Origin of the sequence: Micromonospora sp. CPCC 206060 (genome assembly GCF_036906895.1) — a bacterium.
Classification (GTDB): Bacteria; Actinomycetota; Actinomycetes; order Mycobacteriales; family Micromonosporaceae; genus Micromonospora.
Map to the genome: position 1 here is coordinate 21,096 of NZ_JBAKHU010000004.1, position 21,772 is coordinate 42,867.

Here is a 21,772-nt window from a genome sequence, read left to right on the forward strand (position 1 = left end):
CTGGACCGGACCGGTCGATGACCTCGCTCAGCTCGGTCATGCCATGCAGCCTACGCGCAAGGTTACCCAGCAGTAACGTGAGTCTTCTCGCACCGGGCCGCGCTGCCCTGCGCACACCCTAGGCGCACCACGGAGAATCCGCCGGCCAGGGTGGGCGTGGCCCGGCCGCCGACCGTGGGACGGGGTGCCCGAGAGCGGCCCGTCACCCCGGCAGCGGGCCGGGTCAGCGCCAGCGGGACAGCAGGATCAGCGAGGCGACCATCGCGCCGAAGCCAACCGCGAGGTTCCAGTAGCCCCACGCCGCGACGGGGTACTCCGTCTCGGAGAGGTAGTAGACAACCAGCCAGGCAATCCCGAACACGATCAGAGCCACCGCTGAGATGGGCAGCCAGACCGGGCTCGGCTTACGTGTCGCAGCCGTCGCCGTCGGACGGACGTCGGACGGCGGAGTGTAGACCTTCTTCTTACGAACCTGAGACTTGGGCACGACGCTCTCCTGAGGGGATACGACCTCGTCCGGCCTGACAACCGGGCGCGGGGGCGACGGTCCATGGCCAATAATGTTCGACAGATAGCGTAGTCGCGAAGGCCCGCGCAGGCCATGAATGGGGTCAGGCGGATACGCGTGGTGACCGAAATGAGCTGAGCGACCCGCCATCCGTGACGCTACGGAGCCAACCGGGCGGACGGGCACAAGCGGAAGGAACAGACGGTGGAGTACACGTCCGGTGCCGCCTCCTGGCAGAAGGCGCTCCGGCGCGCGGTGGCCGCCCTGTTGCGACGACCACAGCAGCGACGCCCCGGCTGGTCGGTCGGCGTACCGCTGATCGCACTCGCCGCGGGCCTGCTCTTCACCACGACCGCCACCACCGCCGGCGGGACCGCCCTCCGTGAGGACCGTCGTCCACAGCTCGCGCAGCTCATCGACGACCGCCGGCAGCAGGTAGCGGACAGCGAGGCGCGGGCGGCGGAACTCCGCGCCAGGATCGAGGGGCAGACCGCCGCGCTCGCGGGTTCGGATCAGCCGATCGCCACCCAGCGTGACCGGGCCGCCGGGCTACGGGAGGCGGCCGGCTTCACCGCCCTCACCGGTACCGGCGTGACGGTCGAGCTCGACGACGCTCCCCAGCGCGGCGACGGCTCGCTGCCCGACGGCGCCAGCGCGGATGACCTGGTGGTCCACCAGGGCGACGTACAGGCGGTGGTGAACGCCCTCTGGGCGGGTGGCGCCGAGGCCATGTCCATCATGAACGTCCGCGTCCTGACCACCAGCGCGGTACGCTGCGTAGGCAACACGCTGCTGCTGCACGGTCGGGTCTACTCCCCGCCGTTCAAGATCGTGGCAATCGGCGATCCGGCTGCTCTTCAGCGAGCCCTCGCCGACTCCGAGGGAGTCCGGTTGTTCAAGGAAGTGGTCGATCACTACCAGCTCGGCTACCGCGAGACCGTCTCCACCGTGACCGTGCCCGCGTTCGAGGGTTCGACAGCGTTGCGCTCCGCGCAGGTGCCTGAATGAACGGACCGACCGGGGACCCGGCGGCCGGCCACGACGACCGGTCGGCTGGCCGTAACGGCAGGCACCGTGCCGCACACACGGACGATCCCACTGCGATCATCCCACGGGTGACCGGGCCGGCCACGCCCCTACCTGACGGCCCCGGGCCGGTTCCGCCCACCACGCCACCCACCGCACCGCCACCCACCGCACCGCCGACCACGCCACCGTCCGCACCACCCGCCATGGCTCCGACCGGACCGCCGCCGCCGCCGCGAGACGGACATCCGGCACGAACAGGCCCATCAGTCCAGCCTTCGGTGCCGGCCGGACCGCCGGCCTGGCCGCCGGCACCAACCGGGTCGCCGGTACCGACCGAGCCGCCAGCACCAACCAAGTCGCCGGTACCGGCCCCGCATCCGCCCTGGCCGACACCGGCCCCACAGACGGCGGGACCGTGGGTATCACCCCCGACCACCGACGTACCGCCGCCGGCCGACCGTCCCACCGTGCTCATCCCCACGGTGCAGGACGATGCGGATCCACCGACCACCAAGATCACCACGATCCCCGCCGGGACGGCCGGCCGTGCGGGCGGGCGTCCCGGTGGTGCCGGCCACGATCACGGCACCGGTCGCAGTGACGCCGCCGACACCGCCCTCATCCCGTCCGTGGCCGGGCGCCCGAACGCCGACGACCGGCTCACCGCGCTGATCCCGGCGATATCCAACGCTGACCGGGTCGCCCCGGCCGACGGCGGCTGGGACCCCCCGCCGGGCCGACCCGCCGACCGGAGCACCTCCCCGATCGGCCGACCCGCCGACCGGGCCACTTCCCCAACCGGCCGGACCGACCCGCCGACCGGTGATCGGGTCACCGCGGTGGCCTCGGAGACGGCCCTGATCCCGACGCTGCAGCCCGGCCGACTGGTCATCCCGCCGCCACCACCCGAGGTCCGTCCCCGTCGGGGTGAGCGCGTCGTCCAACTCCGGGCCAGCCGTACCGAGGACGGCTACCGCAGCGTCTACTCCGAACTGACCCGCCCCACCCTTGGCTCGCGGATCCGCACCGGCATACGGGTCACCGGTGAACTGCTGATCACCTTCGGTCTGGTCGTCCTGCTCTTCGCCGGGTACGAGGTGTGGGGCAAGTCAGCGATCGTCGACGCCCACCAGAGCGACCTGAGCCAGCAACTGGAACAGGCCTGGGGTGGTCCGGCCGGGGTCGGCACCGACCCCACCGTCGGCCCGACGCCGACGCCGACACCGTCTGGCAGCAAACTGCAACCGGTCGTCCACGGCCGGCCGATCGCCGGCCTGTACATCCCCAAGCTGGACAAGAACTGGGTGGTGGTCGAGGGCGTCACCCAGAAGGACATCCGGTACGCACCGGGCCACTACCCGAAGAGCGCGATGCCGGGACAGGTCGGCAACTTCTCGGTGGCCGGCCACCGCAACCGGGCCACCTTCTGGCGGTTGGACGAGCTCTCCTCGGGCGACGCGATCGTCGTCGAAGGCAAGGACAGCTGGTACGTCTACCGGGTCTCGCAGCTGCGCATCGTCAAACCGTCGCAGGTCGAGGTCGTCGCACCGGTCCCCGGACGCCCCGGCGTGAAGCCGACGAAGGCCATGCTGACCCTCACCACCTGCAACCCGAAGTTCGACAACTACGAACGCCTGATCGTGCACGCCGAGCTGGACCGGTCCCAACCCAAGTCGGCCGGCCGGCCGGCGGAGCTCAGGGACTGACCGCCGTGTACGCCTGGATCTGGCGCAAGCTGCCCTTCGGTCTGGCCGGCAAACTGGCCGGTTCCCTGCTGCTGGCCACCGCCGTGGTGGCCCTGCTCTGGTACGTGGTCTTCCCCTGGGCGGAGCCACTGCTGCCCTTCGACGACGTGCAGGTGACCCAGGACTCCGGGGTACCCGGTGGGGACGGCGGGGTCGGCACCGACGCGCCACCGGGGATGGACGACCACGATCTGCCGTACGACATCACCACGAACAACCCGCCTTCCTCGCCGGGACGGTGAGCCGGGTGCGCATCCTCGTCGTCGACAACCACGACTCCTTCGTGTTCAACCTCGTGCAGTATCTCGGCCAGCTCGGCGCCGACTGTCTGGTCCGGCGCAACGACGAGATCGGCGTGGCCGAGGTGGGGCGGCTGGGTGTCGCGGGGGTGCTGCTGTCACCGGGCCCGGGCAGCCCAGAGCGGGCCGGCATCTGTCCCGATGTCATCGACGCGTACGCGGGCCGCCTACCGATCCTCGGTGTCTGCCTCGGTCACCAGGCGATCGCCACCGCCTTCGGCGCCACCGTCACCCGCGCGCCCGAGCTGCTGCACGGCATGACGTCCGAGGTACGACACCACTCGACCGGGGTACTGGCGGGCCTCCCCGACCCGTTCACCGCCACCCGTTACCACTCGCTCGCGGTGGTGCCCGAGACCGTGCCCGGCGAGCTGGAGGTGACCGGCTGGACGGGTTCGGGGGTGGTGATGGCACTCCGGCACCGGAGCCTGCCGGTCGAGGGGGTGCAGTTCCATCCCGAGTCGGTGCTCACCGAGGGCGGACACCTGATGCTCGCTAACTGGCTCGCCACCTGCGGTCTCCCGGCCGCACTGGACCGGGCACCGGCGCTCGCCGCCGAGGTGGACGAGCGCCGCCGGGCGGCTTTCGCCGGAGTCTGACCGGCGGCGGTCAGCCACGCAGGGCCGGCGTGACGGCTCGCGGGTCTGACCGGGTGGGTCAGTCGCGGAACGGCAAGGTGGGTGATCCGGTCGGCAGCGGCAGGCCGCCGCCCCCGCCGCCGGGCGGCGGGGTCGCCGTCCCGCTCGGTCCCGGATCGGTGGGGGTGGGCTCGCTGCGTGGCTGGCTCACCTTGATGACGACGGTACTGCCGGTGGCCTTCTTGCTCCCCCTGTTCGGGTTCTGGTCGGTGACCCGACCGGCCTCCTGCGGATCGACCTCCGGCCCGTCCTCGACGTCCACCCTGAAACCGGCATTCTCCAGTACCCGGGTGGCCTCGGCCTCGCTGAGCCCGACCACGTTCGGCACCTCCCGGATGTTGCCCCGGGAGACCTCGACGGTCACCTCGGTGCCCTCGGGGACGACCGTCCCCGGCGCCGGGGTGATCTTGGTGACCGTGCCCTCCGGCCGCTCGCTGTTGACCGGCTTCTCCTTGGGCTTGAGGTTGAGGCCCTCAAGCTGGGCGGCAACCGCCTCGTAGGTGCCGCCCTCCAGGCCCTTGGGGATGGTCGCCGTGGGCTTGCCGCCGCAGATCCGCAGGGTGACGATGCTCTGCGGATCGATTCTGCGACCGCTCGGCGGATCCTGCTCGACTACCGTGTCCGGCTTGCACTCGCTGTTCAGGACCGGCTCGCCGATCTGGTGTCGGAGCTGGGCATTGGTCAGGGCGGCGATCGCGGTGGCCCGCGGCTGGTCGATCACCGAAGGTACCGCCACCCGCTCGTCCCGCTGGGTCAGCAACAGCCCCGCGACCAGGGCGATCACCGCGAGCACGCCGAGCGCACTGAGCGCCGCGAGCACCCACGACGAGGCACGCCGACGGCGCGGGTCACCGACCGTGGCCGGGATCGGACGGGTCTGCGGACCCGTCGGGGCGCCCTGTCGGGTGAACTGGCCCTGGCCGGCCATCGGCGCCATCGCCACCGTCTCGGCCTCCCGCAGCACCGGGGTGGCCATCACCGGCCTACCGGCTGCGGCCCGGAGCAGGTCGGCCCGCATCTCGCCCGCGCTCTGGTACCGGTTGAGCGGGTTCTTGGAGAGCGCCTTGAGCACGATCGCGTCGATCGGCGGGGTGACATCCCGGTTGATGTCACTCGGCGTCGGCGGGTCCTCCCGGACATGCTGGTAGGCCACGCTCACCGGGCTGTCCCCGACGAACGGGGGATGGCCGCAGAGCAGCTCGAAGAGCACACAGCCGGCCGCGTAGACGTCGGAGCGGGCGTCGACCGCCTCACCGCGCGCCTGCTCCGGGGAGAGGTACTGGGCGGTGCCGATGACCGCGCTGGTCTGGGTCATGGTGGTCGCGCCGCTGGCCAACGCCCGGGCGATACCGAAGTCCATCACCTTGACCTGCCCGGTCAGGGTGAGCATGACGTTGCCGGGCTTGATGTCCCGGTGGATGATCCCGTGCCGGTGGCTGAACTCCAGCGCCGCGCACATGTCCGCGGTGATCTCCAGCGCCCGGCGGGGCTGCAACCGCCCCTCGGCGGCCAGCACCTCCTTCAGCGTCCGTCCGTTGACGAACTCCATGACGATGAAGGGCAGGGTCTCGCCGGTCGGAGCGATCTCCTCACCGGTGTCGTAGACGGCGACGATGGCCGGGTGGTTGAGCGAGGCGGCGTTCTGCGCCTCCCGCCGGAACCGCATCTGGAACGTGGCGTCCCGGGCGAGATCCGCCCGCAGCATCTTGATCGCGACGTCCCGACCGAGCCGGAGGTCGCGGCCGCGATGCACCTCGGCCATGCCGCCGTAACCGAGCAGCTCGCCGACCTGGTACCTGCCACCGAGCAGGCGGGCCTGCGCTGTCATCGCCTCTGTCGTCCTTCGCTCGTCTGGTCACCCCACCCGGCAGGCAGGGACTCCACCTGACGGTACGACCCCCGGGGTGGATCGTTCCACCCGTCCGCCAGTGACCGGGACGGCACCGCCGCAGACTGCGACACACCGAGCGCGGTCGAGCCGGTGCTCAACTTATAGGAAATCATGCCGGAGCAGATGAGCACCAATACGCCCAGAACGATGGCGATCAGCACGACCGTGGTCCGGTTGCCCGACGAGTCGGCGATCGGCGGCGGCGGGACCGGTCGGGTGTAACCGTGTACCGGGGCCGGTCGGGGCACGGCCTGCGGCACCGGGGCGGCACCCCGCTGGTAGCCGACCGGACCCGGCGGTGGCATCGGTACGGCCGGGGACCGCGGCGCACCGACCGGTGCGGAGCCGGTGGTCCGGACCGGGGGCACCGGACCGGCGACCCGGGTCGGGGTCGGCGCCTGGACCGGCGGACGGGGATGTGGCGGGGTGACCGGTGGACGCGGGGCCGCGGGCTGCGGCGGGGCCACCCGGGCCCGTGCCGACGGCGGCGGGGTGGCCGGTGAGGAGGGCGCAGCGGAGACCTGGACGGCAGCCCGGTGCGGACCGGTACGGCCGGCGTGCGGCGCCGCCGCAGCAGCCTGCCGGGCCACCCCGGCCAGCGCTGCGGCGCTGGGCCAACGGGCGGTCGGGTCCTTGGCCATGGCGCGTTCGACGATCGCCCGGACCTGGGGCGGGATGTCACCCGGCAGTGGCCGGGGGTGGTCCCGGACGTGCTTCATGGCGATCTCCAACGGGTTGTCCCCTTCGAAGGGACGCCGGCCGGAGAGGCACTGGTAGGCGACCACGCCCAGGGCGTAGACGTCGGAGGCGGGGGTGGCGACCGCACCGGCCGCCTGCTCCGGGGAGATGTAGGAGGCGGTGCCGAGCACCGAGCCGGCTGCGGTGAGCTGGCCGACCATGTCGGAGCGGGCGATCCCGAAGTCGGTGAGCACCAGGGTGCCGTTCGGCCGGACCAGCAGGTTGCCGGGCTTCACGTCCCGGTGCACGATCCCCTTGGCGTGTGCGGCGTGCAGCGCGTCGGCGGCCTGCGCGAGCAGCGCCATCGTCCGTGCCGGGGTGAGCCGACCGACCCGGCTCAACGTGCTGGCCAGCGCGTCACCTTCGACGTACTCCATCACCAGGAAGGCGATCTGCTGGTCGTTGCCGAAGTCGTAGATGTCGACCACACCGGGGTGGTTGATCGTCGCCATGGTGCGTGCCTCGCCCCGGAACCGCTCGGCGAAGCCGGGCTCGTCCAGCAGCGCGGGCAGCAGGCTCTTGACCGCGACCGTCCGGCCCAGCACCTGGTCGGTACCGCGCCAGACGTCACCCATGCCGCCGCTGGCGATCCGCTCGTCCAGCCGGTAGCGGTTGTTGAGCTGCACCCCGGGGCTCAACATGTCAGCGGCCCCTCGTGTCGGCGATGACACCGCGCATGATCTGCCCGGCGATGCGTGCGGCCTCGGCGCTCCCGCCCCGGCCCGCGTTCTCCAGTACGACGCAGACCGCCGAGATCGGCTGACCGTCCTTCATCACGAAGCCGATGAACCAGCCGTGGTCCTCCTCCGCGGTCCCGCCGCCGTTCTGCGCGGTACCCGTCTTGCCACCCACGGTGTAGCCACTGATCCGGGCGTTGGTCCCGGTGCCGTCGGTGACCACGCTGACCATCATTTCCTGAAGGTCGCGGGCCACCGGGCTGCTGACCGACTCGCGCAGTTCCTTTGGCGTGGCGGTGTAGTAGCTGGTGGTCCGGTCCGGGCCGAGGAGCTGCTGGACCAGGTACGGGCGCATCTGCCGGCCGTCGTTCGCCACCGCCGCAGCGATCATCGCGCCCTGCAGCGGGGTCATCAAGACGTTGTTCTGCCCGATCGCGGACTGGGCGAGGGCCGCCGGGTCGGTACCGCCGTCCGGGTTCTGCATCGTCCCGGTCCGGCTGGCCGCGACCGGGAGGCCACCCTCGCTGATCTGGCCGACGGTCAGGTCCTCCTGCTCGAACCCGAACTGGCGGGCCTTCTCCTTCACCTTGTCGGCCCCGAGCTTGACCCCGAGCTGGGCGAAGCCGGTGTTACACGACTGGGTGAGGGCCTTCTTCAGGGTGACCTGCGACTCGGGGCAGATCGACGTAGCGGCGTTGCGGATGTCCTGACCTGCCGTGGGCGGGCGGTAGGACGGGCCGGCCGGGATGTTGGTCTGCTGGCCGATGCCCGACTCCAGGGCCGCTGCGGCGACCACGACCTTGAAGGTCGACCCCGGGGGCAGCACCTCGGCCAGCGCCCGGTTGCGCAGCGGACCGTTCTTGTCCGAGTCGAGCTTGTTGTAGGCCGCCGATGCGGCGTCGGTGTCGTGACTGGCCAGCGGGTTCGGGTCGAAGCTGGGCATGGAGATCAGCGCCTGGACCGCCCCGGTACGCGGGTCGACCGCCACCGCCGCGCCCTTGACCGCGCCCACCCGGTTCTCGCTGAGCTGGGTGTACGCCGTCTCCTGGGCCCGCCGGGAGATGGTCAGCAGCACGTTGCCGCCGCCGGTCTGCTCTCCGGTGAAGAGGTCCTTGACCCGGTCGCCGAAGAGCTGGTCGCTGGTGCCGGCGAGGAAGTCGTTCTCGACCCGCTCGATGCCGATGTCGGCCAGGTTGACCGGCTTGTACCCGAGGATGTGCGCGTACTTCTCGCCCTGCGGGTAGACCCGCAGGAACTTGAGCTTCCCGCTGGTTTCCTTGCTGGTGGCCAACGCCGAGCCGCCGGCCTCGATGTTGCCGCGCTTGCGGTCGTACTCGGCCACCTGGACCCGACCGTTGTAGTCGCTGGTGCGGTACTCGTCGCCCTTGTACGCCTGTACCCAGTTGAGGTTCAGGAAGAGCAGACCGAACAGGATCATGACAACCACGCCGACACGGCGCAGGGGCGCGTTCACGGGCGGATCACCTCCGTGGGGGCACCGTGCAGCTGTTCGGGTGGGCCACCCGACCCGGCGGGACGGGCCGGACCGCCGGTCAGGGGTCGCCGCCCGGCGTCCGAGACGCGGAGCAGCACCGCGATCAGCAGCCAGTTGGCCATCAGCGACGAGCCACCGGCGGAGAGGAAGGGGGTGGTCTGACCGGTCAACGGGATGAGCTTGCTGATCCCGCCGACGATCACGAAGACCTGCAAACCGAGGGTGAAGGACAGGCCACCGGCGAGCAGTTTGCCGAACGAGTCGCGGACCGCCAGCGCGGACCGCAGGCCCCGCTCGACGATCAGCAGGTAGATCACCAGGAGGGCGGTGAGCCCGAAGAGGCCGATTTCCTCTCCCATGCCGGCAAAGATGAAGTCGTTCTGCACCTCGGGGACCTCCAGCGGCTCCCCGCCACCCGGTCCGGTACCGAACAGGCCGCCGGTACCGAGCCCGAGCAGACCCTGGACCAACTGGTAACCCCGGTCGTAGGGCTCGGCGAACGGGTTGAGCCAGATCTGCGCCCGGTCGTAGAAGTTGGCGAACGGCCCCCCGATGGTGCTGCCGAGGAAGTAGGCGAGGAAGGCACCGCCGAAGAACAGCACCAGACCGATGAGCAGCCAACTGACCCGTTCGGTGGCGATGTAGAGGGTCACCACGAACATGCCGAAGTAAAGCAGCGAGGTGCCGAGGTCCTTCTCGAAGACCAGCACCAGCAGGCTGATCAGCCAGACCCCGACCACCGGGCCGAGGTCCCGGCCGCGCGGAAAGTCGATGCCGAGGAACCGCCGGCTGGCCAGCGAGAGCACCTCGCGCTTACGGACCAGGTAGTAGGCGAAGAAGACCAGCAGGGCGAGCTTGGCGAACTCGCCGGGCTGGATGGAGAAACCGCCGACCCGGATCCACAGCTTGGCGCCGTTGATCTCGGAGAACCGGCCGGGCAGCACCGCCGGGATCATCACCAGCACGATGCCGGCCAGGCCGAGGGTGTAGGCGTACCGGGAGACCGACCGGTGGTCCCGCATCAGGGCCAGCAGGCCGGCCGCCAGCACCACCGAGGCGAGGGTCCAGGCCAGCTGACGACCGCCGATACCGGCGAAGATCGCCAGGTCCTCCCGCTCGGCCGGGGTGGCCTTGCCCAGGTCGAGCCGGCGCAGGAAACCCACCCCGAGCCCGTTGAGCAGGGCCACCGCCGGCAGCAGCACCGGGTCGGCGTACGGCGCGAGCCAGCGGATCATCAGGTGCAGGCCGAGGAACACGCCGGTGAGCGCGGCGGCCGGCATCCAGAAGTCCGGGGTGACCGTGTCGAGGAGGTTGGCCTCGACGGTCGCCCCGTACGCGGCCACCATGGCCATCGCGGACAGCAGCAGGGTCAGCTCGGAGTTGCGCTGGGCGCGGGCCAGGCGGGCGCCCGGCAGCTCGCCCCCGGATGAGAGGGACGGTGCCGTTCCGGCCTGGGCGGTCACAAGCAGGTCCTCAGGTCGTCGAGCCGGAGCTCACTCGGGCGACCGGCAACCCGCCGGATCGAGCACCGGCGGAACCGAGTCGGAGGGCAGGGCGTCGGGCGTGCTGGTCGGGGCCACCGCTGCGGTCGCGGTGGCGGTGGGCAGGGTCGCCCCGGTCGGGGCGACCGGGGTGGTGGTCGCGGCCGGCGCCGTGGTGCCGCCGGGTGCGGGTACCGCCGACGGGGTCACCCCCGGAGCGGGGCTCGGCGGACAGATCGGCTTGAGGTTCGGGTTGGTCGGGTCATCGTTGGTCAGCTCGGCGAGGCGCCGCTCGGCGTCCGGCTCGCTCTTGGCCTGGATGCCCTGCTTGACCTGCTCCTGAGCGGCAGCGGTGAGGTCGTCGAGCTCGGCCGCGCTGGTCGTGTGGACGCTGGACAGGTCCAGCCCGGCGATCTGCCCCGGCACCCCCCGGAAGACGGCGAGTTGGCCGTCCTCGGTGGCACCGACGTAGTACTGCCGCTGGGTGTAGCTCCAGCCACCCCACAGCCCGGCTCCCAGGAGACCGAGCAGCACGATCAGGAGCAGGGCGGTGCGGACCGGCCGTCGCCGGGGACGCTCACCGTCGTCGTCCCGGCCGGGCGCGGGGGCCGGCTCGGGTGCCGGCGGGCGGGGCGCGGCGAGCGCGGAGGCCCGGGCCGCGGGAGTGGAGCGGTCGGCGGAGGTCGCCATGCCCCGGTCCCGGGCGGCTGCCCCGCCCACGATCGGCGCGGCCTCCACGATGTCCTGGTCGGTGGCGTCCGCGATGACCACGGTGATGTTGTCCGGGCCGCCGCCGCGCAGGGCGAGCTGCACCAGCCGCTCGACGCACTGCTGCGGGTCGGCGTACTCCCGCATCGTCTCGGCGATCGTCTCGGCGCTGACCACGCCGGAGAGCCCGTCGCTGCAGATGAGATAGCGGTCGCCGGGGAGCACCTGGCGGACGGAGTACTCCGGGTCGATGTCCCGTCCGTCGAGTGCCCGGGTGAGCAGCGAGCGCTGGGGGTGGCTACTCGCCTCCTCCAGGCTGATCCGGCCCTCGTCGACGAGCATCTGGACGTACGTGTCGTCCTTGGTGATCTGGGAGAACTCGCCGTCGCGCAGCAGATAGGCGCGGGAGTCCCCGATGTGCACCATCCCGATCTTGCTGCCGGAGAAGAGGGTCGCGGTCAGCGTGGTGCCCATCCCCTCCAGTTGCGGGTTGGCGTCCACCGTGTCGCGCAGCTGCTGGTTGGCGGTGTCCACGGCCGAGCGCAGCGCATCGACTAGCGCATCACCGGGGACGTCCTCGTCGAGTGGCGCCAGCGCGCCGATGACGATGTTGCTGGCGACGTCACCGGCGGCCATGCCGCCCATGCCGTCGGCGACGGCGAGCAGCCGCGGCCCGGCGTAGACGGAATCCTGGTTTCCGTCTCGGATCAGACCGCGGTCGCTGTGGGCCGCATAGCGCAGGGTCAGTGTCATGGCCGTAATTCGAGAGAAGTGCGGCCGATCCGGATCGGCACGCCGAGGGGGACGGGGGTTGGTCCGGTGACCTTAGCGCGATCCAGATAGGTGCCGTTAGTCGAGCCGAGGTCTTCGACGAACCACTGCCCCGCCCGGGGGACCAGCCGGGCGTGGCGCGCGGAGGCGTAGTCGTCGGTGATGACGAGCGTCGAATCCTCTGCCCGACCGATGGTTATCTGGGACTCGCCGAGGGTTATCCGGGTGCCGGCGAGTTGACCGGCGGTGACCACCAACTGGTGGGCGGCCCGCCCCCGCTTGACCTTCGCCGGTTTGGCCGCCGCCTGTCCCGTCGAGGCCCCGACCGCACGTGGTGCCGCAACCAGTCGGTTGGACCTGGCCCCGGCGAAGAGATCCCGACGGATCACTCCCACCACGGTGAACACGAAGATCCACAGCAGGATGAGGAAGCCGAAGCGCGCAACGGTTATGACGAGAGGGGGCAAGTCGCTTAACCGTCCACGCGGAACGTCAGGGTGGTCGTCCCGAGCTGGACCATGTCGCCCGGGTTGAGCGCCACGGCCGACACCCGCTGACCGTTGACCATGGTCCCGTTGGTCGAACCGAGGTCGGTCAGCACCACCTGGCCACCGTCGAAGTCGAGCCGGGCGTGTCGACGGGAGATGCCGACGTCCGGCAGGCGCAGGTTGGCCTGGTCACCACGGCCGATCACCGTCGAGCCCATCTGGAGCGGGTACGTCCGGCCGTCACCGGAGACCAGACGGACGTTGCGGGCGCCGCCGTGGCCGGGCGGGGGGCCGTAGCCGCCGCCCTGGTCGTACGCCGGGTAGGCGGGCGGGGCGTCGTAGCCGGGACCGGAGACCGGGGCGACCTCACCACCGGTGTAGACCTCGGCGGTGACCCGGAACATGCCGGTGTCCAGCCCCTCGCCGCGCTCGATCTCGACGATGACGTCCCCGTAGACGGTCCACGCCTGCTCGCCGATGAACTCCGCCTGCGACTGGGCCAGTTCCTGGGCCAGCGCGGCGGCGTACGGCGCCAGCCGACTGTGGTCGTACGGCGAGAGATCGATCACGTAGCGGTTGGGCACCAACGTGCGCCCACCAGCCAGGATCGCCTTGTGCGCCTCGGCCTCCCGCTGCATGGCGTTGAGGATCTCCACGGGGTGGACGACCCCCTTGAAGACCTTGGCAAAGGCCCCCTCAACCAGGCCTTCCAGACGCTTCTCGAAGCGTTGCAGCACGCTCACCGGCTCCTCCTCGGGTCCCGAGGACATGATGGTATCCGGCCGCCGCTCGCGCAGCTCACACGCCGCTCGGCCGCCTGTCACCGGCCCGTTCCACCGGGCCGTTCATGTCGTGCTACTCTTCCCTCCGCCGCGAACGAGCGATCTTTCGCAGCGGAGGCTGGGGACAGCGTAATATGTCCGGGCACCCCCCACTAAGGGGAGGGATCGGGACAGATTACACTGAATCCTGGTCGAGCCACGGGGAAGTGGCGGAATGGCAGACGCGCACGGTTCAGGTCCGTGTGCCCGAAAGGGCGTGGGGGTTCAACTCCCCCCTTCCCCACCAGAGTCGAAGGGCTCCGCGAAACGCGGGGCCCTTCCTTCGTTCCAGGGCCCCCTCGCGGGCGCGTTATGCTCCGGTGGTTTCCCTGCCTCCCCCCAGACCCAGGAGTGGCGTGTGGCTGTCGCGTTGGTGACCGGATCCGGTGGCCTGATCGGCTCCGAGGCGGTCCGGCATTTCGCCGGCCTCGGCCTCGATGTCGCCGGGATCGACAACGACATGCGGCAGGCCTTCTTCGGCGTCGAGGCGTCCACCGCGTGGAACGTGCAGCGGCTCGCCGCCGACCTCGGTGCGGCGTACACGCACCACAACGTCGACATCCGGGACCGGGACGCGCTGACGGCGATCTTCCGGCGGTACGGCCGGGACATCGCCGTGGTGATCCACACCGCCGCGCAGCCCTCGCACGACTGGGCGGTCCGCGACCCCTACACCGACTTCGACGTCAACGCCGGTGGCACGCTGAACGTGCTGCAGAACGTGCGTGAGCACTGCATCGGGGCGCCGGTGATCCACTGCTCCACCAACAAGGTGTACGGCGACCGGCCGAACACCCTCCCCCTGGTGGAGCTGGAGACCCGCTGGGAGATCGAGCCGGGCCACCCGTACGAGCAGGGCATCCGGGAGGACATGTCGATCGACTCCTGCCTGCACTCGATCTTCGGCGCGTCGAAGGTCGCGGCGGACGTAATGGTGCAGGAGTACGGCCGCTACTTCGACATGCGGACGGCCTGTTTCCGGGGCGGCACGCTGACCGGCCCGGCACACTCGGCCACCGAGCTGCACGGCTTCCTCGGCTACGTGATGCGCGCCAACATGGAGCGCCGGACGTACCGGATCTTCGGCTACCAGGGCAAGCAGGTCCGCGACGCGATCCACAGCTCGGACGTGGTGTCGGCGTTCGAGGCGTTCTTCCGTAACCCCCGGTCGGCGGCGGTCTACAACCTGGGCGGCGGCCGGCACTCCAACACCTCCAACCGGGAGGCGTTCGCCCTGGCCGAGCGGATCACCGGCCGGGAGATGGTCACCGAGTACGTCGAGGAGAACCGGATCGGCGACCACAAGTGGTGGATCGGCTCGAACGAGGCGTTCCAGGCCGACTACCCCGAGTGGAAGCAGGTCTACGACGTACCGATGATCATGCAGGAGATCTACGAGGCCAACGTCGACAAGTGGGTACCGCAGGCATGAGCGGGCACGGCAGCGGCACGGCACGGGGCGGTAAGCGGAACATCCTCGGTGTCCTGGTCGACGCGACCGACTACGCCGCGGCCACCGAGCAGGTGGTGGCGGCGGGACACCAACGGCGGCCGCTGGCACTGACCGCGCTCGCGGTGCACGGGGTGATGACCGGGGTGCTCGACCCGGCGCACAACGCCCGGCTCAACTCCTTCGACGTGGTCACCCCGGACGGGCAGCCGGTGCGTTGGGCGCTCAACCTGCTGCACGGCGCCGGGCTCACCGACCGGGTCTACGGCCCGACCCTCACTCTGCGCGTGCTCTCCCGGTTCGCCGACGAGGGGCTGCCGGTCTACCTCTACGGTTCGACCGAGGAGACCCTCTCCCGGCTCATCCCGGCGCTGGAGCGGATGTTCCCGGCCCTGAAGATCGCCGGGGTGGAGCCGTCCAAGTTCCGTTCGGTCCAGCCCGGCGAGGCCGCCGAGATCGCCGACCGGATCCGGGCCAGCGGCGCCCGGCTCGTCCTGGTCGGTCTGGGCTGCCCGCGCCAGGAGGTCTTCGCGTACGCCATGCGGCCGCTGCTCGACATGCCGCTGATGGCGGTCGGCGCCGCGTTCGACTACCACGCGGGGCTGCTCCGCAAGCCGCCGCCGTGGATGCAGCGGGCCGGGCTGGAGTGGTTCTGGCGGCTCGGGCTGGAGCCCAAGCGGCTGTGGCGCCGGTACGTGATCCTCAACCCCGCCTACCTGGCCCGGATGGCCGCCCAGAAAACCGGTCTCTGGAAGGCCACCCCGCCCGCACCGGCCACCGAGCTGCCGGCCAGCTTCTCGGTCTGACGACCGACGCACGACAGCGGGAAGGGCCCCCTCCGGGTGGAGGGGGCCCTTCGCGTACCGGCCTCAGAGGTTCAGGGACCAGGTGTTGATGTAGCCGGTGTCACCGGAGAAGACGTCCCGGACCTGGAGCTTCCAGGTGCCGTTCGCCGCCTCGCCGGAGACGTTGACGGTGTAGGTGGTGTCCACGTTGTCGGCACCGTCGAAGAAGGCGTAGTTCTTCAGCCGGTACGCCGAGCCGTCCGGCGCGATCAGGTCGATGACCAGATCGCCCCGGTAGGTGTGGACGATGTTCACCGCGACCGTCGAGGCCGAGGAGGCGTTCCGGTCACAGCCGCTGATCACGATCGAGCTGCTGATCGCGGTGTTGGTGTCCGGGATGGACACGTCATTGCCGTTGGTGCCGGAGCAGCCACCGCCGGTCCCGGTCACCGTCAGCGAGTAGGTCGCGGTACGGCTACCGGAGGTGCCGGTGCCCGTGACGGTCACCGAGTAGGTGCCGGCCGGGGTGCTGGCCGAGGTGCTGATGGTGAGGGCGGAGGAGCCGCCCGAGGTCACCGTGGCGGGGTTGAACGAGGCGGTCGCCCCGCTCGGCAGGCCGCTGGCGGAGAGGCTGACCGACTGGGCCGAACCGTTGGTGGTGGCGGTCGCCACGGTGGCGGTGACCGAGCCGCCCGGCGCGGTCGAGCCGGAGGTCGGCGAGACCGCGACGGAGAAGTCGTTTGCCGGCGGGTTGTCGTCGTTGACCACGAAGAGCAGCTTGTTCGGCGAGCCGGTACCCGGGTTGGTCACCACGTTGCTGGTCGCGTTGTTGACCAGGTAGTCCCGGATCTGCTGCGGCGTCCAGGACGGGTTGGCGCTGGCCACCAGGGCCGCCGCGCCGACCACGTGCGGGGTCGCCATCGACGTACCGCTGATGGTGTTGGTCGCGGTGTCGTTGGTGTTCCACGCCGAGGTGATCGACGAGCCCGGGGCGAAGATGTCCAGGCAGGTACCGATGTTGGAGAAGGACGACCGCGCGTCGGTGTTGGTGGTCGAGCCGACGGTGATGCCCTCGGCCGTCCGGGCCGGCGAGGTGTTGCAGGCGTTGCCACCCGAGTCGTTACCGGCGGCCAGGCCGTAGGTGACACCCGAGTTGATGGAGTTGCGGACGGCGGTGTCGACCGAGGCGTCCGCGCCACCACCGAGGCTCATGTTGGCCACGGCCGGCTTCTGCGCGTTGGCGGTCACCCAGTCGATGCCGGAGATGACCCCGGCGAAGGTGCCGCTGCCCTGGCAGTTGAGCACCTTGACGGCAACGAGGCGGGCACCCTTGGCGATGCCGTACGCGTTACCGCCGACGGTGCCGGCGACGTGCGTGCCGTGCCCGTTGCAGTCGGTGTTGTTGGTGTCGACCGTGTTCGTACCCCAGGTCGCCCGGCCACCGAAGTCGCTGTGCGAGGTCCGGATACCGGTGTCGATGATGTAGGCGGTGACGTTGCTCGCCGTGTTCGGGTACGTGTAGGAGTTGTTCAGCGGCAGGGCCCGCTGGTCGCTGCGGTCCAGGCCCCAGGACGGGGTCGGGCTCTGGGTACCGGTGATGCTCACCGTGTGGTTCTGCGACACCCAGGCGACGTCGGGGCTGGCGGCGATCCGGGCGGCCGCCTTGGCGTTCGCCTTGATCTCGAAGCCGCGCAGCGCGGCGGAGTAGGTGCGCGCCACCGTGCCACCGTGCCTGGTGACCAGGTCCTGCGCCGTGGCACCGACCCGGGCGGAGCTGACCGCGCTGTCCTTGAAGACGACGATGTAGCTGTCCGCCACGGCGGTGGCACCACCTGCGGACCGGATGGTCCCGGTGGGCTCGGCCGCCGAGGCCGGGGTAGCCGCAACCGCCATACCCAAGACGGCCACGCCCACCAGAATCGACCTGTACGGGAGACGCATCTCCCTACCTCCCCTCCGACCGGCACGCGCGTCCACCCCGGAAAGGAGTGGATCGACGATGGCCGATCAAGGCGAGGCTATCCTCTGAGATCGACATAAATAAACATGCCGAATCTTCCATACTGTGGAGAGGATGACCCCTCACGTACCGCCAGGCTTCCCCTAGTGGTCGACTGTCCGGGTCCGCCGGGGGCCCGGCCCGGATCCGTCGGGACCGGAGAAGGGCAAGGGTGGGGTCATGCAGACCTCACTGGCCATGGTGCTCCCGATGGCCGCGCTCTGGTTGGTCGCCGGCGTGCTGGCCGACCGGCTGCCCGCGCTGGACCGGGCCCGCACGCTCCGCCGCCGTACCGGCTGGCTGCTCACCCTCATCCTCACCGCCCTGGCCGGGACGGCCACGGTCGTCGCAGCCGGACTGGGCACGACGGACCTCACCGCAGTTGACCGGGCCGGCACCGCGCTGGCGGTACCGGCAATCCCGGCCGCCGTGGTGGCACTGTCGACCCTCCGTCGGCTCGGTCGGATCCGGGCCGGTGCGGGGGCCTTCGCCTCCGCACCCGGCACGCCTGCACCACCCAGCCTGCGGGTCGGCGCCGCACATCCCATGATCGGCCTACCGGTCCAGGTCACCGCGCTGCTCTGCGCCCTCGCCCTGGTTCCGGCGAGCCGTCCGGAGACGTCCCTGACCACGGGTCCGGGCGGACTGATACTGAGCCTGCTGGCGATCGGCGTCCTGGCGATCGGGGTGCGACACGCCCTGCGGCACAACCGCCTCACCGAACTGGCAGCTCCCGCCGCGGCGGCGTCACCGCCCGCGACCGGCGCCCTGCACGTATAGCAGCTCCAGGATCGCCCGGGTCGCCTCGAACCACCGGTCGAGCCACCCGGGCGGCGGAACGCTTCCCCTCGGCGGCAACTCCAGCAGCAGACCGCGGAGCAGCGGGTGGTCCGCCAGCGGCGGGGTCACCTCACCCCAACCAGCCGGGGAGAAGGACGGCTCGGCCAACGTGCCCGGGTCGAGCGACGGCAGGCTGAGTGGCGTCGGCGGCGGCTCGGCCAGCTCCAAGGCCGGCGGGCTGGACTCGCGACCGCCGCTGTCACTGTCCGTCGAGACCACCTCGGTTAACACACTGTCCCGACGGGCACCCCGGTACTTTCCGCCGAAGCGCTCCGGCTTCCCGGAGCCGTTGCCCAGATTGTCTGACCCGATCGTCATCCGTCTCGCCTGCCTCGTGTGGGTTGCGGATTCCTGCCGCGGGTTGGCCGGCTCTGCCGTACCGAGACGTACAACGAGGCAGGTGGGGAACTGGCGACGGGCCGATGCCACCGGTGTCCGCCCCGGGGGCACACCGGCGTCTCCTGCCGCACGGCCGGGCTGGCTGGCTGCCCGGGCGTACCGGTACGGCCCGAACAGCAGACGTGGCCCCGACCGGTTCCGGAACCGGTCGGGGCCACGCCCTGGTTTGCCTGCTGCCCGGAGAAACGGGTCAGGCCAGGTCGAACTCGCCGTCCTTCGTGCCGCCTACGAAGGCGTCCCACTCGTCCGGGGTGAAGATCAGGGCGGGTCCGGTCGGGTTCTTGGAATCGCGCACCGCGATCCCACCGGCAACGAACGCCACCTCCACGCAGTTGTCACAATTGGGCCCGCTACGCGAGCTCTTGAACCACGCTGCGTGCGTCAGGTCCACGCGGAACCCTTTGGTCGGCACTTCCACAACGGCTCCTCTGCCATTTTTGCGATGAGAGCTATGGACTCATCCGGGCGAATGGCCGCTGCTCGAATATGGTCGAAGATGAAGATGTACTTCTGAAGCTCGTCGTTCTTCTCCAGGAAGAGTCCGCCCGTGGCATTCTCTGCGTACACCACATCCGGATCACCGGCTTCCGGGAAGTCGAGGATGGCAAAACTGCCGTCCATGCCGGCATGGGCCCCGACTTCAAAGGGCAACAGCTGAATCGTCACATTCGGTAGATTGGCCGTTTCCACCAGACGCCTCAACTGGGCACGCATCACCGCGTCCCCGCCCACCGGCCGGCTCACCACCGCCTCATCGAGCACCACCCACAGATCGATCGGATCGTCCTGGCTCAACAACGACTGGCGCCCCAAACGGACACGCACCATCTGATCGATCTGGCCGGCAGAAATATCCGTACGGGCACCGAGGATCATCGCCTTGGCGTACTCCTCGGTCTGGAGGAGGCCTGGAACGACCTGTGGCTCGTACGCCCGGATGGAACTGGCCGCCGCCTCCAGACCCACATAGGCGCCGGTCAGCACCGTGCTGTACGGATGCCACCAGCCCTTCTGCCGGGCCTCCCGGGCGATCTGGACCAGTTCCTCGCTCTCCTCGTCACTGACGCCGTAGATCTGCAACATGTCGCGTACGTCACGTGGGCTGGCGCTGGTGTGGCCGGTCTCGATCCGGGAGATCTTCGAGGCGGAGCACTCCAACTGCTCGGCGACCATCTCGATGGTGATGCCGGCGGCCTCCCGCTGTCGGCGGAGTTCGGCTCCCAGCCGGCGCCGGCGGATGGTGGGGCTGCGGCGCTCCGTCACCGGCTCATCGCCTCGTTCGCGACTGCGGGGCTCGCAAGCTCTCCTCGCATTCCGGCGCCACCGCGTCCCACGCGAGTGGCCCCGGAACGCTCGCTCCTCGCACTCACCAGACCACTTCCGTTCGCGACTGCGGGGCTCGCAAGCTCGCTCCTCGCACTCACCAGACCACTTCCGTTCGCGACTGCGGGGCTCGCAAGCTCGCTCCTCGCACTCACCAGACCACTTCCGTTCGCGACTGCGGGGCTCGCAAGCTCGCTCCTCGCACTCACCAGACCACTTCCGTTCGCGACTGCGGGGCTCGCAAGCTCGCTCCTCGCACTCACCAGTCACCTCCGGGTCGCGTGTGGTCGGGCGCCCGCCGAGGGCGCGACCGTCGAGCGGCGGGCGATCATCGCGGCAGGTGCTACCGATCCTCGGCCGGGCCGCAACGGCGAAACCGGCGTCCAGTGTGCCGTCCGGGACAGGTGGGCATCAACCACTCTTTGGTGACCTAGCCGCCGAACAGCAAAAGCCGACTTGCAACTTGCACCAAACCACTCGTCTGATGCACGCTGTCCGTATGGCTCGGGTAACTCAGCGTTCCGGTTTCCTCGGTTGGCGGGACGCCGCCATCTGCTGCGGAACACGCCGTATCCGGGTCGTCCACATCACCACCTAGACGTGCGCCGGGGTGGAAAGACCCCGCTGCCGGAGGCCGGACGGCTTCGGCGACGGGAGCGGTACCCCGGTGCAGGACGGGTGTTGGCCGGGTGCGAGGGCCACCAGCAGCGCCCCCGGCCAACCCCACCCAGCGACCTGATCGCCGGACGGCAGGATCCCGCCGGCACGCCGATGCCCCCGACAGACCTCTCGCCGGTACCTCCACCGGCCAATCCTCGTAGGAGCCGATGTGCCTCCCCGCTCAGGTGACGTACTACACGTGACTCGCGCAGCCAGTGTGCAGTTCGTCAAGCCGATCCTCTTCCGGGTCATCCGGATCCTCGACTGGGTCACCTACGACGGCTGGGTCTGGCTCGAAGGGTACGAACTGAACGCGACGGGGGAAGCGGTCAGTCGTCGCTCGATCTTCGTTCAGCTGGCCGGCCTGCGTACGCTCCGCTCGGCGCCGGAGCCGCGCCCGCACACCGTCCGGCCGCGCCGGCCGGTCGCCAGGACGCCGGTCGGGGTCGGCTGAGGCGGTCAGGCGGACGGCTGAGGCGGTCAGGCGGACGGCATCCACCTCCAGCGCGGCGAATCAGCGGCCGACGACCCTCGGAGCCCATAGACTCGGTGGTGCCCACCCCGGCAGGAACAACCGCGTGGTCCGGACCCAGAACCTGGGATGGCCATGTTCAGAGAGTCCGCCGCACGCCCGCGCCCCACACCCCGCCTGCTCCTCGTCGGCGGGTTGCTCGTCCTCATCGGTGTCACCGCCGGAGCGGTGACGGCACCGGGGGTCGGCCCCGCCAATCCGCCCACGCCCGCCGCTCCACTCGCCTCCCGGCCACCGGAGACCACCGGGCCGGTTCCGGGCGCCGAACCGGTCGACCTGGTCGCCGTGGAGCCGTCCGGACTGTCCGGCGACGAGGGCGTACCCGCCGACGGGCCGGTCGCCGCCCCGCCGCCTCCCGGCCTTCGTCCCCACCGGGACCGATCCGTCGACCTGTCCCGGTCGCTGGTCTTCTCGGGCCTGCTCGGACTGTTCATCTCCGTGGTGGGGTTGACGCTGGTGGGTCACCGACGTCGGCTGTGGTGACCGACCGGTGGG

21 protein-coding genes and 1 tRNA gene are annotated in these 21,772 nt (G+C 70.5%); 10 read left to right on the forward strand and 12 right to left on the reverse strand.

What is annotated here, in order from left to right:
• Positions 1 to 223 precede the first annotated feature (223 nt).
• Positions 224 to 487, reverse strand: coding sequence for a cell division protein CrgA (locus V6U90_RS05475; RefSeq protein WP_208814514.1), 264 nt, complete (start codon positions 485 to 487; stop codon positions 224 to 226).
• A 225-nt stretch (positions 488 to 712) separates the two neighbouring features.
• Between V6U90_RS05475 and V6U90_RS05480 the strand changes: the two genes are divergently transcribed.
• From V6U90_RS05480 to V6U90_RS05495, 4 genes are all read left to right on the forward strand, one after another.
• Positions 713 to 1,516 carry a DUF881 domain-containing protein gene (locus tag V6U90_RS05480; protein ID WP_334431582.1) on the forward strand — a complete coding sequence of 268 codons (804 nt, stop codon included), beginning with the start codon at positions 713 to 715 and terminating at the stop codon, positions 1,514 to 1,516.
• Positions 1,517 to 2,004: 488 nt separating this feature from the next.
• Positions 2,005 to 3,243, forward strand: coding sequence for a class E sortase (locus tag V6U90_RS05485; RefSeq protein WP_334431584.1), 1,239 nt, complete (start codon positions 2,005 to 2,007; stop codon positions 3,241 to 3,243).
• A 5-nt stretch (positions 3,244 to 3,248) separates the two neighbouring features.
• Positions 3,249 to 3,524: a hypothetical protein gene (locus tag V6U90_RS05490; protein WP_334431586.1), complete on the forward strand. Its 276-nt coding sequence runs from the start codon at positions 3,249 to 3,251 to the stop codon at positions 3,522 to 3,524.
• Positions 3,525 to 3,529: 5 nt separating this feature from the next.
• Complete coding sequence (locus tag V6U90_RS05495) at positions 3,530 to 4,180, forward strand: aminodeoxychorismate/anthranilate synthase component II (RefSeq protein WP_334431588.1); 651 nt, start codon at positions 3,530 to 3,532, stop codon at positions 4,178 to 4,180.
• Between the two features lie 58 nt (positions 4,181 to 4,238).
• Here V6U90_RS05495 and pknB read toward each other — a convergent pair whose 3' ends face one another.
• The 7 genes from pknB to V6U90_RS05530 form a co-directional block, all read right to left on the reverse strand.
• Positions 4,239 to 6,047 carry a Stk1 family PASTA domain-containing Ser/Thr kinase gene (gene pknB / locus V6U90_RS05500; protein ID WP_334431590.1) on the reverse strand — a complete coding sequence of 603 codons (1,809 nt, stop codon included), beginning with the start codon at positions 6,045 to 6,047 and terminating at the stop codon, positions 4,239 to 4,241.
• Entirely contained in the window at positions 6,044 to 7,489 is a 1,446-nt protein-coding gene (locus V6U90_RS05505) for a serine/threonine-protein kinase (protein ID WP_334431592.1), read from the reverse strand. Before V6U90_RS05505 ends, pknB begins: the two co-directional genes overlap by 4 nt.
• Position 7,490: 1 nt before the next feature.
• Positions 7,491 to 8,999 carry a peptidoglycan D,D-transpeptidase FtsI family protein gene (locus V6U90_RS05510; protein ID WP_334431594.1) on the reverse strand — a complete coding sequence of 503 codons (1,509 nt, stop codon included), beginning with the start codon at positions 8,997 to 8,999 and terminating at the stop codon, positions 7,491 to 7,493.
• On the reverse strand, positions 8,996 to 10,372 hold the full coding sequence (locus tag V6U90_RS05515) for an FtsW/RodA/SpoVE family cell cycle protein (protein WP_334432046.1): 1,377 nt from the start codon (positions 10,370 to 10,372) through the stop codon (positions 8,996 to 8,998). Before V6U90_RS05515 ends, V6U90_RS05510 begins: the two co-directional genes overlap by 4 nt.
• Before the next feature lie 141 nt (positions 10,373 to 10,513).
• Positions 10,514 to 11,962 carry a PP2C family protein-serine/threonine phosphatase gene (locus V6U90_RS05520; protein WP_334431595.1) on the reverse strand — a complete coding sequence of 483 codons (1,449 nt, stop codon included), beginning with the start codon at positions 11,960 to 11,962 and terminating at the stop codon, positions 10,514 to 10,516.
• Positions 11,959 to 12,447 (reverse strand): FHA domain-containing protein FhaB/FipA, encoded by a 489-nt coding sequence (locus V6U90_RS05525; RefSeq protein ID WP_334431597.1) that lies wholly within the window; start codon positions 12,445 to 12,447, stop codon positions 11,959 to 11,961. Before V6U90_RS05525 ends, V6U90_RS05520 begins: the two co-directional genes overlap by 4 nt.
• Positions 12,448 to 12,452: 5 nt before the next feature.
• Positions 12,453 to 13,238, reverse strand: a complete 786-nt coding sequence (locus tag V6U90_RS05530) for a DUF3662 and FHA domain-containing protein (protein WP_334431599.1) — start codon at positions 13,236 to 13,238, stop codon at positions 12,453 to 12,455.
• 212 nt (positions 13,239 to 13,450) lie between these two features.
• Here V6U90_RS05530 and V6U90_RS05535 point away from each other — a divergent pair.
• From V6U90_RS05535 to V6U90_RS05545, 3 genes are all read left to right on the forward strand, one after another.
• Positions 13,451 to 13,536: transfer RNA gene (locus V6U90_RS05535), tRNA-Leu, on the forward strand.
• Positions 13,537 to 13,647: 111 nt separating this feature from the next.
• Positions 13,648 to 14,721 carry an NAD-dependent epimerase/dehydratase family protein gene (locus tag V6U90_RS05540; RefSeq protein ID WP_334431600.1) on the forward strand — a complete coding sequence of 358 codons (1,074 nt, stop codon included), beginning with the start codon at positions 13,648 to 13,650 and terminating at the stop codon, positions 14,719 to 14,721.
• Positions 14,718 to 15,545, forward strand: coding sequence for a WecB/TagA/CpsF family glycosyltransferase (locus V6U90_RS05545; RefSeq protein WP_334432048.1), 828 nt, complete (start codon positions 14,718 to 14,720; stop codon positions 15,543 to 15,545). Before V6U90_RS05540 ends, V6U90_RS05545 begins: the two co-directional genes overlap by 4 nt.
• Positions 15,546 to 15,608: 63 nt before the next feature.
• Here the strand turns inward: V6U90_RS05545 and V6U90_RS05550 are convergent, their stop codons facing one another.
• Positions 15,609 to 17,465: a S8 family peptidase gene (locus V6U90_RS05550; protein WP_334431603.1), complete on the reverse strand. Its 1,857-nt coding sequence runs from the start codon at positions 17,463 to 17,465 to the stop codon at positions 15,609 to 15,611.
• A 238-nt stretch (positions 17,466 to 17,703) separates the two neighbouring features.
• Between V6U90_RS05550 and V6U90_RS05555 the strand changes: the two genes are divergently transcribed.
• On the forward strand, positions 17,704 to 18,303 hold the full coding sequence (locus tag V6U90_RS05555) for a hypothetical protein (protein WP_334431605.1): 600 nt from the start codon (positions 17,704 to 17,706) through the stop codon (positions 18,301 to 18,303).
• On the opposite strand, the gene V6U90_RS05560 is transcribed toward V6U90_RS05555, so the two are convergent.
• The 3 genes from V6U90_RS05560 to V6U90_RS05570 form a co-directional block, all read right to left on the reverse strand.
• Entirely contained in the window at positions 18,271 to 18,681 is a 411-nt protein-coding gene (locus V6U90_RS05560; protein WP_334431607.1) for a hypothetical protein, read from the reverse strand. The two genes, V6U90_RS05555 and V6U90_RS05560, sit on opposite strands and share 33 nt — an antisense overlap.
• A gap of 271 nt (positions 18,682 to 18,952) precedes the next feature.
• Entirely contained in the window at positions 18,953 to 19,174 is a 222-nt protein-coding gene (locus V6U90_RS05565; RefSeq protein WP_334432051.1) for a DUF397 domain-containing protein, read from the reverse strand.
• Positions 19,144 to 20,025 (reverse strand): helix-turn-helix domain-containing protein, encoded by an 882-nt coding sequence (locus V6U90_RS05570; protein ID WP_334431609.1) that lies wholly within the window; start codon positions 20,023 to 20,025, stop codon positions 19,144 to 19,146. Before V6U90_RS05570 ends, V6U90_RS05565 begins: the two co-directional genes overlap by 31 nt.
• Positions 20,026 to 20,914: 889 nt before the next feature.
• Between V6U90_RS05570 and V6U90_RS05575 the strand changes: the two genes are divergently transcribed.
• Positions 20,915 to 21,199, forward strand: a complete 285-nt coding sequence (locus tag V6U90_RS05575; protein WP_334431611.1) for a hypothetical protein — start codon at positions 20,915 to 20,917, stop codon at positions 21,197 to 21,199.
• 153 nt (positions 21,200 to 21,352) lie between these two features.
• Entirely contained in the window at positions 21,353 to 21,760 is a 408-nt protein-coding gene (locus V6U90_RS05580) for a hypothetical protein (protein WP_334431613.1), read from the forward strand.
• The last annotated feature ends 12 nt before the right edge of the window (positions 21,761 to 21,772 follow it).

Coding starts and splice junctions, on each gene's coding strand:
- pknB (WP_334431590.1), bottom strand. CDS start 6,047: ATGACAGCGCAGGCCCGCCTGCTCGGTGGCAGGTACCAGGTCGGCGAG.
- V6U90_RS05505 (WP_334431592.1), bottom strand. CDS start 7,489: ATGTTGAGCCCCGGGGTGCAGCTCAACAACCGCTACCGGCTGGACGAG.
- V6U90_RS05515 (WP_334432046.1), bottom strand. CDS start 10,372: ATGGCCATGGTGGCCGCGTACGGGGCGACCGTCGAGGCCAACCTCCTC.
- V6U90_RS05520 (WP_334431595.1), bottom strand. CDS start 11,962: ATGACACTGACCCTGCGCTATGCGGCCCACAGCGACCGCGGTCTGATC.
- V6U90_RS05530 (WP_334431599.1), bottom strand. CDS start 13,238: ATGTCCTCGGGACCCGAGGAGGAGCCGGTGAGCGTGCTGCAACGCTTC.
- V6U90_RS05545 (WP_334432048.1), top strand. CDS start 14,718: ATGAGCGGGCACGGCAGCGGCACGGCACGGGGCGGTAAGCGGAACATC.
- V6U90_RS05550 (WP_334431603.1), bottom strand. CDS start 17,465: ATGCGTCTCCCGTACAGGTCGATTCTGGTGGGCGTGGCCGTCTTGGGT.
- V6U90_RS05555 (WP_334431605.1), top strand. CDS start 17,704: ATGCAGACCTCACTGGCCATGGTGCTCCCGATGGCCGCGCTCTGGTTG.
- V6U90_RS05560 (WP_334431607.1), bottom strand. CDS start 18,681: ATGACGATCGGGTCAGACAATCTGGGCAACGGCTCCGGGAAGCCGGAG.
- V6U90_RS05580 (WP_334431613.1), top strand. CDS start 21,353: ATGTTCAGAGAGTCCGCCGCACGCCCGCGCCCCACACCCCGCCTGCTC.